General features: G+C 48.7%; 11 protein-coding genes. 8 read left to right on the plus strand and 3 right to left on the minus strand.

Features of this window, described 5'->3' with window-relative positions:
• The first annotated feature begins 109 nt into the window (after positions 1-109).
• From BLS15_RS15250 to BLS15_RS15270, 5 genes are all read left to right on the plus strand, one after another.
• Positions 110-1,312: a M14 family zinc carboxypeptidase gene (locus BLS15_RS15250; RefSeq protein ID WP_021253281.1), complete on the plus strand. Its 1,203-nt coding sequence runs from the start codon at positions 110-112 to the stop codon at positions 1,310-1,312.
• Between the two features lie 97 nt (positions 1,313-1,409).
• On the plus strand, positions 1,410-1,688 hold the full coding sequence (locus tag BLS15_RS15255; protein WP_021253280.1) for a YkvA family protein: 279 nt from the start codon (positions 1,410-1,412) through the stop codon (positions 1,686-1,688).
• Positions 1,689-1,813: 125 nt separating this feature from the next.
• Positions 1,814-2,035, plus strand: a complete 222-nt coding sequence (locus BLS15_RS15260) for a YuzB family protein (protein ID WP_021253279.1) — start codon at positions 1,814-1,816, stop codon at positions 2,033-2,035.
• A 106-nt stretch (positions 2,036-2,141) separates the two neighbouring features.
• Positions 2,142-2,423: a hypothetical protein gene (locus tag BLS15_RS15265; protein WP_021253278.1), complete on the plus strand. Its 282-nt coding sequence runs from the start codon at positions 2,142-2,144 to the stop codon at positions 2,421-2,423.
• 116 nt (positions 2,424-2,539) lie between these two features.
• Positions 2,540-4,069 (plus strand): glycine betaine uptake BCCT transporter, encoded by a 1,530-nt coding sequence (locus tag BLS15_RS15270; RefSeq protein WP_021253277.1) that lies wholly within the window; start codon positions 2,540-2,542, stop codon positions 4,067-4,069.
• A gap of 101 nt (positions 4,070-4,170) precedes the next feature.
• Here the strand turns inward: BLS15_RS15270 and BLS15_RS15275 are convergent, their stop codons facing one another.
• Positions 4,171-6,153, minus strand: coding sequence for an LTA synthase family protein (locus BLS15_RS15275; RefSeq protein ID WP_081676836.1), 1,983 nt, complete (start codon positions 6,151-6,153; stop codon positions 4,171-4,173).
• 248 nt (positions 6,154-6,401) lie between these two features.
• Positions 6,402-7,562, minus strand: a complete 1,161-nt coding sequence (locus BLS15_RS15280; RefSeq protein WP_021253275.1) for a THUMP domain-containing class I SAM-dependent RNA methyltransferase — start codon at positions 7,560-7,562, stop codon at positions 6,402-6,404.
• An 82-nt stretch (positions 7,563-7,644) separates the two neighbouring features.
• Here BLS15_RS15280 and BLS15_RS15285 point away from each other — a divergent pair, with 82 nt between their 5' ends.
• The 3 genes from BLS15_RS15285 to BLS15_RS15295 all read left to right on the plus strand — a co-directional run bounded on the left by BLS15_RS15285 (position 7,645) and on the right by BLS15_RS15295 (position 11,157).
• Entirely contained in the window at positions 7,645-8,280 is a 636-nt protein-coding gene (locus BLS15_RS15285) for an O-methyltransferase (RefSeq protein ID WP_021253274.1), read from the plus strand.
• A 113-nt stretch (positions 8,281-8,393) separates the two neighbouring features.
• Positions 8,394-9,740 carry a sodium-dependent transporter gene (locus tag BLS15_RS15290; protein WP_021253273.1) on the plus strand — a complete coding sequence of 449 codons (1,347 nt, stop codon included), beginning with the start codon at positions 8,394-8,396 and terminating at the stop codon, positions 9,738-9,740.
• Between the two features lie 76 nt (positions 9,741-9,816).
• On the plus strand, positions 9,817-11,157 hold the full coding sequence (locus BLS15_RS15295; protein WP_028533843.1) for a sodium-dependent transporter: 1,341 nt from the start codon (positions 9,817-9,819) through the stop codon (positions 11,155-11,157).
• Positions 11,158-11,233: 76 nt separating this feature from the next.
• Here BLS15_RS15295 and BLS15_RS15300 read toward each other — a convergent pair whose 3' ends face one another.
• Positions 11,234-12,007, minus strand: a complete 774-nt coding sequence (locus tag BLS15_RS15300; RefSeq protein ID WP_175460782.1) for a Cof-type HAD-IIB family hydrolase — start codon at positions 12,005-12,007, stop codon at positions 11,234-11,236.
• Positions 12,008-12,082: the final 75 nt, after the last annotated feature.

Genomic DNA, 12,082 nt, shown 5'->3' on the forward strand with positions numbered 1-12,082 from the left:
GGAACGCCTTCTCTGTGTTACGACCTAGGGATGATCATCCTTGAAGTTATGAACCTCTATCCCGTCGCATATGCTCAACCAATAACGAATTGGGAGAGGAGCGACAATCGTGGCTGTTCCTTATCTAGTGCAAAAAGGGGATACCTATCTTCGTATTTGTGCACGTTACGGCATACAACTGCATGCGTTGATGAACGCCAACCCTCAGCTGCGCTTAGAGGGATACGCAATTCCCGGACAAGTAATTGATATTCCGGAGCTTCCGTTTAATAAGTATGTTGTGCAGGCAAAAGACACGTTCTATCATATCGCTCAGCGATTCCAAGTATCGACACAGCGACTCGCCGAAGCGAATCCAACCATTGATCCGAGGAGAATCATACAAGGTCAATTGATGCTAATCCCTTACGAGTGGAGTAGGGAATGGGAGAGGAAGACCACCGAATACGGTTATGGTCAGTTAGTACGAGATATTCATCATTTGCAGAACAGTTATCCCTTCGTCCGCGTTGAGCAGATCGGAATGAGTGTGCTGGGGAAGCCGATTCCCGCAATTGTAATCGGCAACGGTGCTGTGCCCGTGCATGCAAATGGTTCCGTACATGCGAATGAATGGATCACATCGGCGCTATTGATGCAATTTGCCGAAGATTATGCAAGAGCCTACGACAGTGGTGGGGCATGGAACGGGTGGGATCCCCTTGCTGCGTATGAGCGAACGACATTGTGGATCGTACCGATGACGAATCCTGATGGGGTAGAGCTTGTGCAAGAAGGAATCTCCCCGAATCATCCGTTCTACAATTCGATTATGGAATGGAATCAAGGCTCTCGCAGATTCCATCGTTGGAAAGCCAATATTCGCGGGATTGATCTCAATGATCAGTTCCCTGCCTTTTGGGAGGAAGAACAAGCCCGAAGGGGTGTGTATTCGCCAGCACCTCTCAACTATGGTGGGACGAGGCCGCTGTCTGAGCCGGAAGCAGCTGCGCTGGCGGGGTTATCAGAGCGGATTCCATTTGAACTAGCTCTGTCCTTCCATACGCAAGGACAGGAAATATATTGGAACTATCGTGGTTTCGAACCAGATGAATCCTTAGCGTGGGCAGAACGATTCCAGAGGGCAAGCGGATATCGGGCAGTGAAGTTGTCAGGCAGCGATGCGGGCTATAAGGATTGGTTCATACAGCGCTACAGGAAGCCTGGTTTCACGATTGAAGTTGGCAACGGAATAAGTCCACTGCCGCTCGATGACTTCGATGGGATGTATCGGGAAGTCGCCGCTATCATGAAGGAAGCGCTGCTTCCATAGCGAAGATAACGATAAGGAGGACATGCAAGGTATTACTGCATGCTGCTGTATGAACTCTGTTTCGCTACGCACACTAACAGCAGGAGGTGTGTAACCATTGGCGAATCCAACTCCACGCAGTTCACAACGGCAACCACGTCCTAAGCGGTCTTGGCAGAGGCTGTGGCTGCTTCTCAGCTCGGTGCCAAGACTATTGACGTCGAAGCGTGTTCCTTTTTGGGAGAAGGCGATATTTGTAGGCGCAATTGTTATTTACTGGTTAATTCCGGTGGATTTGATTCCATTTATGCCGATTGATGACATTATTCTCACCTTAATTCTGCTTCCTTGGTTTTCCAAGCGTGCCCTAAAATATGAAGATCCGAACCCAAAATGACGGAATGTGACGCAAAAGGTTGCTTCTCGCCCCAGGTTCCCGTACAATGACATAGAGGTTGGCGAACGCAACAATTTCATTGCGAAAGTACAACAAGACAATGGGGTAAAGCGGAGTGAAGAACAATGGCGAACGATATTCGTATTTGTGATAAATGTCGGCATATCAAAATGAAGACTTTTTTGCCGAAAGTCAAAGGTCTAGATCCGGAAGCGGATATCAAGATTGGCTGTAAGTCATACTGTGGGCATTGTGCCAAGCGAGTGTTCATCTTTATCAACGGACGATACGTAATCGCTCCGACGGAGGATGAAGCTATCGAGAAGGCGAAGCCTTTTGTGAAATAGTAAGTTTTTAACCGCATAGAAAAAGCTGCGAAGCGATATCCTAATCGTTGGAGACAACTACTCTCTGTTGGGAACAGTCCATACTCTGGCGCAGGAGGCTCGCAGCATGTCCAAATATGACTCAAGCTTGCAATCGCAAAACCCGATTTCGCAAGCGCAGAACGCAGTCAAGACAGCGCACAACGCTGTATCTCAAGCAATGTCACATCCTTCGGACCAATCCGTCTATCAGGCGGAGCAATCTCTTCAACACGCTGAGCGTGCCGTACTACAGGCCGCAGACAGCGATAATCCACATCCGGTCCAATTAGCTGAAGAAATGCTTGCAGCGGAGCAATCCCGGTTGAATTCCATTGGTGCAGACCAACTGGATTCCTTTGAGGGATAGGTGCACGCAATTTATGTCTTTTATCGTCATGATATTTGTTCTTGTCCCGGACTATGTCTGGGATTTTTTTGCCCTTCCATCGCCGACATCAAGTCTTAGCATCTGGGAGTGAGGTTATGGTATTTGGTATATCAGTAGTAGTTATTTTAGCGTTTGTTATTTGGGGTTTCCTGTCCCCGGAGAGCTTATCCACGCAATCTAGCGCAGCCTTGTCATTTACGACAGAGCGGTTTGGATGGTTCTACCTGATTACGGCGCTAATCATTTTAGTATTCTGTCTTTATCTTGCATTTGGCAAGTTTGGACATATTACACTAGGCAATGATGATGATGATCCGGAATACTCCAATATTTCTTGGTTCGCCATGCTGTTCAGTGCAGGCATGGGGATCGGGCTCGTATTCTGGGGGGTGGCCGAACCCATCAGCCATTACATAAATCCGCCAACGCTGAAAGGAATGACGCCTGGTGCTGCGAATGAAGCGCTGCGCTATTCCTTCTTCCATTGGGGATTGCATCCTTGGGGCATTTATACGCTTGTCTCGCTGGGAATCGCTTATTTTACGTTCCGAAAAGGCCATAATGGCTTGATCAGTTGGACTTTCGAGCCATTGCTTGGCGATCGGGTAAAGGGGCCGATCGGTAAGACGATCGACATATTGGCGATTATTGCAACGGCCTTCGGGGTAGCAACATCGCTAGGTCTCGGTGCGATGCAAATTAATGGTGGACTTGCCCACACATTCGGTATTCCGAGCAATGCAACGGTGCAGGTCATCATTATTGCGATTGTAACGGTGTTGTTCCTTGCTTCTGCAGTGTCGGGACTGGACAAGGGAATTCGTATTCTCAGCAATACGAATTTACTTATTGCGTTAGGCTTGCTCTTGTTCACTTTGCTGCTGGGTCCAACATCCTTTATTTTTGATTCCTTTACGACGACGCTTGGCGGTTACTTGCAAAATATTATTCAGATGAGTCTGCGGCTGACGCCGTTCACAGAAGATTCCTGGGTAGCAAGCTGGACCTTGTTCTATTGGTCGTGGTGGATAGCGTGGGCGCCATTTGTCGGTTCCTTTATTGCGCGTGTCTCCAGGGGGAGAACGATTAAGGAATTCGTACTAGGAACGATGCTGTTGCCAAGTGGATTCAGCTTTATTTGGTTCTCGGTATTCGGTGCTACGGGTCTGAAGTTGGAAATGTTCGATGGACTCCCAATCGTAGAGTCGGTCAAAGCGGACATTACGTCAGCATTGTTTGTGACACTGGATGCTCTGCCGTTTGGAAGTTATATTGCCATTCTGGCGACGCTGCTGATTATTACCTTCTTCGTTACATCAGCAGATTCCGCAACCTTCGTGCTCGGCATGATGTCGACGAACGGGAATCCGAATCCAAGTGCGCTGATTAAAATTGCATGGGGTTTATTCCAGTCCCTTATCGCAGTTGTCCTGCTGCTCGGAGGCGGCTTGGAGGCATTGCAGACCGCATCCATTCTTACAGCCCTGCCATTTGCCGTCATTCTGCTCGGGATGTGTCTGTCCATAACGAAGGCGCTTCGCAAAGAGGAGCGGGACTACCGCTTGAAGGAGAAGCGCAGACGGCGCAAGGTTGATAAGCTGTTGGAGCAGGAGGATTTACTGTAAACACTGCACTACATGATGTCTGTACACCTTGGTTCACGGTCAGCAAGAAGATATAAGAAGAGCCGCTTGCGATGATGCAGCGGCTCTTTTCGTTGTTTATTTTATTTCTTGCGTTCACGCAATTGTTGAATTGCGTTGTTCATAATGATCTGATCTGAGATGTGAAGTCGGTTCTGCGCTTCTGCCGCGAATGGCTGGCACGCAGCTACATCAGTTGGCTGGCGTGTCCCATAATCATAGCAGGTACCGTGTTCGAGCAGTCCGTCAGCAGACGGTACATAATATATATTGCCGTTTGTGAATGAGCCATTACGGAAGACGACTAAGCGACTTGCTGAGTTCAGCAGATTTTGCCCCATGAGGTGCTTATCGCTTGCATCGATTCCGAGCCAATGCAAGAGCGTCGGCTCAACATCTAGCTGACCGCTCACGGTATCATAGGTACCCGCATTTGCTCCATCAGGCAAGTGCACGATAAGTGGCACTTGGTTTTTCATTTCAAGCATATCGAAATCACTGATCTCATGTCCAAGCATGCGAGCAAGCGGTTCGCGATCTTCAATCGAATTATCATGATCCCCGTACATCATCCAAATTGTCTTATCCCATAGACCGCGCTGCTTCAAATCTTCAATCATTTCGCCCAGTGCTGCATCTACATAATGGATAGCCTGCAAATAGTCGCCAAAGATCGTGTCCTGATATGGCTCGACATTCAGCTCCTGTTTATCTGCTGGCAGCTTGTACGGATGATGGCTGGTCAACGTAATAAGGAAGCTATAGAATGGAGATTTGCCGTCAGCCATGTGCGCTACGGATTGGTGCAGGAATGACTTATCACCAAGTGACCACCCAAGCGGCTCGTCTATCTTATAATCGGTACGGCTCATAAAGGTGTCGTACCCCATATTGCTGTACATAATATATCGATTCCAGAACCCCGCATCATAGGCATGATACGCACCAGTGGAATATCCTGACGATTTCAGAATAGATGGCAGCGAATCATACGTTTGATCTGGATAACGGATAAAGACAGACCCGGTTGGCAATGGGTGAAGGCTTGCGTTCACTCCAAAGTCTGCATCTGATGTCCGTCCTTGTCCGGTTTGATGGGAGAAACGACTAAAGTACATGCTTTCCTTCAGCAGTTTGTTCAAATTCGGTGTAATCTCTTGTCCGTTGAAGGACTTGCCGATAACAAAATTCTCAAAAGCTTCTGCCTGTACAATAATGACATTGCTGCCCTTATATTTGCCGAAAGAGGCAGGTGGGCCTTGCAGCTTCGCACGGTGATCGTCGAACCAATGCTGCGCCTTATCCAGTTCTTCTTCGCTAAGCTTATTTCCGCCGAACCATTTCAATTCCGCATAGCGGTACACATCATACCCATGAAATCCGAACAGCCCTGTTATGTTATAGATGGAAGCATTCCACCAATTGCTCGAGAAGACGCCGGATGCCCATGTTGTCGTTGCTTGATGTATCGGCACAGCCATCATGAATGCGCCTATGACAAGGCTAAGAATATAGGTGATTAAGCGACTCACCCATGCCGGTCGACGGCGCCGTTCACTGCTAATCGAGTATCCACTCCGATGTTCCCGGCGTTCCTTGGACAGTACTCTGAAATACATGATCGTCAATGGAATAACGATGATCCAATCGATGAATAGCCAGATGTCCCTGATATGGATCAAGGATGCGATACTGTCGCCAAGCGAGCTTACTTGTCCAGCTTGCAGCAGCACCGGTACTGTGATGAAGTCTTGAAAATAGCGAAAGTATACCAAGTCGGAAAAGATAAGAATTGTAAGTAGTACATTGAGCACAAGCAGTACTATTGTACGCCAGCGCTTGGACAGCCAGAACGTCCAACCGGCGATAAGGATAACAGCGCCAAGTGCGACGAAAAAGTCGGGCGTGGTCATTGTCATATAGGGAATCGATAGCGTTCGATCGAACCAAAACAGCTTCCACATCATGAAGACAATGAACCATACCATATCGAATCGTCCGAATATGGACGAGAAAGAAAGACGACGGCTTGAGTTGTGGTACGAGCCATACATAGACGAATTCATACTTCCATCCTTTCTGTACTTCTACTTATTCAAACAATCTTCATCATACCAGATTTTACGATAATGTAATAATTGAAAAAGAAGGTACCTGTTACAGTAGTGGACTTCGTTTATATATTTACCAATTATTTAAAAATGGAGGTATTTTCGTCAACGTTTCTATCCGATGGATTCGATAAAAAAAAGGCCGCCCCATCCTAATCGAGTGACGTACAACTCGATTGGATAGAGGCGGCCTCCAATTAAAATTAAGACTGTTGCTCCGGACGCGGCTTGCGTGGTGGGAGCGGGCCCATGTATTGATAAAACTGGCATTCGATATTGCCGTTGAACAGCTTGCGGCGCTTCGTTGCTGGATCGCCGATTCGATGTTCGAACTGGCGGTTTGGACTGATGACGAACATCGACCATGTCGGAAGCGTCTTATAGACGAAGCCGAGCTGGCGGATCATGCGGTCGACTTCCTCCTGCTCACTTAAGCGTTCCCCGTACGGCGGGTTCGTCAATATGACGCCGTAATCTCCGGTAGGCTTAGCCTGTGCAACCGGTGCAACACGGAACTGGATCTCACGACCGAAGCCTGCGCTTTTCGCTGCTGCTTCAGCTAGGCGAATCGCTTCCGGATCAATGTCAGAGCCCATGATCTGCAGTTCAATATCGTCCCGAACAGCATCGAATGCTTCATCTCGTGCTTCTTCCCAGTATGATTCGCCGATGACGGACCATGCTTCACTGGAGAAGGTGCGGCGAAGTCCGGGAGCTACATTCCATCCAATCATAGCTGCTTCGATGAGCAGTGTGCCGGAGCCGCAGAATGGGTCATACAGCGGCCGCTCTGGATTCCAGCGGCTAAGCTGAACAAGTGCAGCGGCCATTGTTTCTTTGAGCGGGGCTTTCCCAGTCAGCTGCTTGCGATACCCACGCTTATGGAGTCCAGGCCCTGTTGTGTCTAATGTAATGGTAGCGATATCGTTAAGCAGGGATACCTCAATCCGGTATAACGGCCCTGTTTCCTCAAACCACTCAATATGGTACTGCTGCTTTAATTTATCAACAACCGCCTTCTTCACGATGCCTTGGCAGGCAGGCACACTTGACAGCTGGGATTTGTGTGAGCGTCCATCAACCGGGAATTCGCCGTGAGCCGGAATCCAATCATGCCAGTCAATGGCCTTGGTTCCTTCAAATAGCTCATCGAAGGTGCGGGCAGGGAATTGTCCCATCTTAATTAGTATGCGATCCGCGGAGCGCAGCCATAAATTGGCGCGGCACACATCCAGCGGGCCGCCAGTGAAATTGACGCGTCCGTTCTCGGTTTGGGTTTCATATCCTAGTTGCTGCAATTCGCGTGCGACGACGGATTCCAGCCCCATCGGCGTAGTTGCGATTAACGACCAAGGTCGATTCATTGTTCTCATTCAACTCCGTTTTCTCGTCTGACTTGTACTCATATGGCATTCATCATATCATAAAAAGCAGGAGGTTGTGAAAATGTCTAATGAAGCGGTTGAAACATATTTGGAACAGCTCTATAAGAAGGATCATGAATTAGAGAGGATTAAGGAAAATATTCGGCAACATGGCTTGCCTGATATATCCGTACACGAAGGGTACGGAAGATTGCTGACCATGCTTGTAAGTATGTCAGGGGGCAAGGATGTACTGGAAATTGGAGCCCTGGGCGGCTATAGCGGCTGCTGTCTGCTTCGCGGAATGCCGTCAGACGGCAAGCTGGTATCGCTTGAATTGCGTCAGGATTATGCGGATATTGCCAAGAACAACTTGACAGAAGCGGGATATGGAAGTCAAGTGGAATATAGAGTCGGTGAAGCGATGAACGCCTTGGCTGAGCTAGAGAAGGAGCAGGCAAGATTTGACTTCTTCTTTATTGATGCGGACAAAGGAAACTACCCGAACTACTTGGAGTATGCAATACGGCTGGCTAGACCGGGCGCCATTATTGCAGGAGATAACTTGATGCTGCGTGGACGCACCCTCGATGAATCCAAGCAAGGGCCAGCTGTACAGGCTATGCGTCTCTTCAATAAGAGAATTGCTCAGGATGAACGCCTGATCAGCACGCTGCTGCCTGCCTATGACGGCTTGGCGCTCGCGATTGTTCGATAACCGTAATTTGGTGTATGAATTCCGCAGCCGAAGCCCTAAAATCATGCGTGAAGCCGTTCCTTCTTATGTTATAATATGTGACGGCAACTCGACAATGAAGGATGGATCATGATATGAAATCGGGAGAACAATGGACGTCCAAGCTAGGATTCATACTGGCTTCTGCCGGAGCCGCTATTGGTCTCGGGGCAATATGGAAGTTTCCAAATGTAGTCGCAACGAGCGGCGGCGGAGCCTTCTTTCTTGTATTTATCTTGTTTACATTCGGTATCGGTCTCCCGCTGCTCCTTGCCGAATTTTTTATCGGTCGTGGAACAGGCAAGGAAGCCGTGTCCGCTTATCGTGATCTGGCGCCGAACAGCCGTTGGCACTGGATCGGATATCTCGGGATGGCAACATGCTCGCTGCTGCTATCCTTTTATAGTGTAGTAGGCGGGTGGATTGTACTTTATTTTCTTCGTTCAATTAGCGGCACATTGCTGGAGAACGGACGTGATTATGGGCAGTTATTCTCGCAAACCTCAGCAGATCCGTGGTTTGCGGTGCTGTCACAGGGCGCCTTTATGCTGTTGACGATTATCGTCGTGTCCAAAGGGGTAACGGCGGGCATCGAGCGTGCAAGCCGTATATTAATGCCAGGATTGTTCGTGTTGTTTCTGGTGCTGATTGTGCGTTCCTTGACGCTGCCTGGAATGTATGAAGGTATTGTATACTTTTTGAAGCCTGACTTCAGCAAGCTGTCCTCGGAAGCGCTGCTGAATGCACTAGGGCAGTCGTTCTTCTGCTTGAGCGTAGGCGGATCTTGTATGGTGACCTACAGCTCCTATTTGAAGAAAGGGGAATCGCTTGGCAAGCCTGCACTATCTGTCGTTGGCCTAAATGTGATGACCTCATTCATGGCGGGAATCGCCATCTTCCCTGCATTGTTCGCGTTGGGGATGAAGCCAGTGGACGGGCCTGGGTTGCTGTTCGTGACTTTGCCAAATGTATTTGAGCAGCTTCCGTACGGCAGTGTATTTATAGCGGTCTTCCTCGCTTTGTTCCTGTTCGCAACATTAACATCAGCGTTCTCGCTGCTTGAGATCGTTGTCGCTGCCTTCTCGCATCATGATGCGGTACGTAGAAAGCGAATGTGCTGGTTGTTTGGAACGATTATTTTCGTGCTCGGCGTGCCATCTGCACTGTCGTTCGGAATAGGCAGCGAGCTGACATGGTTGAACAAGAATGTATTCGAGTGGGCAGACTTCGCAGTAACGAATGTGATGCTTCCACTAGGGGTACTGCTTATTTCCTTATTTGTCGGCTTCCGATACCCTCGGGAGCGATTGAAGGAAGAATGGAGCACAATGCCATCAATGTGGCATAAGGGTCTAATGTTATATGTAGTGCTGCTGCGCTACGTTCTGCCAATTATCGTAGGTATTGTGTTTTTGCACGGAATGAATTGGCTTCCGTTCTAAGGTACAACAATCACAGATTAGGCAACAAGCAAGATGAGATGATGACAACGAGAAAGAACGGTTGCAGGAGGAATTCATGAAGGGTAATGAGCAGTGGACTTCGAAGATTGGATTTATATTGGCCTCGGCGGGATCGGCCATTGGCCTCGGAGCGATATGGAAGTTCCCGAATGTCGTCGCCACTAGCGGTGGCGGGGCATTTTTACTTCTGTTTCTTATTTTTACATTAGGCATTGGCTTGCCGCTGCTCATTGCAGAATTTGTGATCGGTCGTGGAACAGGCAAGGAAGCAATCGGTGCATATAAAGAAATTGCGCCGGGCACGCGTTGGCATTGGACAGGATATTTAGGGATGGGAACTTGTTTCCTGCTGCTCTCCTTCTACAGTGTAGTAGGCGGCTGGATTCTACTGTATTTGGCCCGTGGTATTGTAGGGGGATTGCTCGTAGAAGGCAGAAATTATGATGAGCTGTTTGCGCAGACAGTCTCCAATCCATGGACTGCAGTCATGGCGCAGCTATCCTTCATGCTGATTACGATTGTCGTCGTCGGTCAAGGGATTAAGTCAGGCATTGAGCGAGCAAGCCGCATCTTGATGCCAGGGCTGTTCATCCTGTTTCTTGTCCTCATTCTTCGATCGCTGACACTTCCGGGCATGACGGAAGGGCTTGAGTACTTCCTTATGCCAGACTTCAGCAAGCTGACCGGACAAGCTGTTCTGAATGCGCTCGGACAGTCCTTCTTCTGCCTCAGTGTCGGTGTATCTGTTATGGTCACATACAGCTCTTACCTGAACAAGAAGGAGTCGTTGGTGAAATCTGCGACGTCGGTCGTTAGCTTGAACGTGTTGACTTCGATTATGGCGGGAATCGCGATTTTTCCAGCGTTGTTCGCATTGGGGATGAAGCCGCAGGAAGGTCCAGGTCTGCTGTTTGGCACGCTTCCAGCACTGTTCGAGCAAATGCCTTACGGCGGAATTTTTATTACGTTATTCTTGGCGCTATTCTTATTCGCGGCATTGACTTCCGCATTTTCGATGTTGGAAATCTTGGTGTCGGGCTTCTCGCGCGGGAATAAAATCAATCGGAAACGGCTAAGTGTGCTGTTCGGTATCTTGATCTTTTTGGCTGGTGTGCCTTCTGCGTTGTCCTTCGGCGTACTGTCCGAAGTTCAGCTATTCGGCTTGACGATCTTCGAAGCTGCTGACTACGCAGTAACGAATATTTTGATGCCGCTCGGCGTACTGCTAATCGCATTATTCGTCGGCTATCGGTTCCCTAAGGATCGGTTGAAGGAGGAGTTCCGTACAGAAGCAGCATGGTGGCAGAAGGGGCTTGCCCTATATGTGATGCTGCTGCGTTATGTCATTCCGATAGTCATTCTGCTCGTATTCTTGAACCTGCTGCACATTGTATAAGAAATCATAGTAACGTAAGAACAGAACGAACAACCCTCCAGCATGCAGGCCGGAGGGTTGTTCGTTCATATATGTGCTAAATGAGACCAATTGCTTGCAGACCATTCCGAATTCCGTCTTCATTATTTGAGGATGTTACATAATTAGCATGCATCTGAATATCATCGGATGCGTTCCCCATCGCCACACCAGTGCCAACGAATTGTAGCATTTCAATATCGTTCGTGCCGTCGCCAAAAGCATAGCAATGCTCCCGAGAAAATCCGGCATGCTCGATCATCTTTTGCAGCCCAACAGCTTTTGTTGTTTCGGCATGTAGAAAGTCTACTGCGTGGGTATGCCAGCGATGCTGCTGATAATCAGGGAAGTGTGCGGCGTATTCCATTCCATCCTGCTCATTGCAGAATAGTAAAATTTGGTACACGGGCTTATTCGAATCACTGGCCTGCCGGATCGGCAGCCGGTCGATTTGGAACTGCTTCAGCGCCTCGGTAAATGTATTCTGCTTCATGGACTTCTGCATGGCATCTGCCTGCAAATAGACGAGAGGATGGTTGCGCTCGTCAGCCATTGTGGTTAAGCGGTCAACTTCAGCAGCTGGAATCGGATTATCATGGATAACTTGTCCTTCAAAGACGACATACTGTCCGTTCATGGACACGAAGGATTGGATATTGAGCTCCTCGCATACCCACTTGAAGGATGCAGGACAGCGGCCGGTTGCAATCGCTGTATATATGCCGGACTGCTGGAGCTGTGTGATAGCCTGCTTCGTAGAAGGATCGATCCGCTTCTGTTCATTCAATAATGTTCCGTCTATGTCAAAAAATACGATGCTTCTTGTCATCATTTCTCTCTCCTTCTTCATGCTGCTCGGCTGCGAGCCGTTCTGCCGTAACGCCCTCTTCCATGAGACGAAGCAATG

The organism is Paenibacillus sp. cl6col (assembly GCF_900102125.1).
Taxonomy (GTDB): Bacteria; Bacillota; Bacilli; order Paenibacillales; family Paenibacillaceae; genus Paenibacillus_B; species Paenibacillus_B suaedae.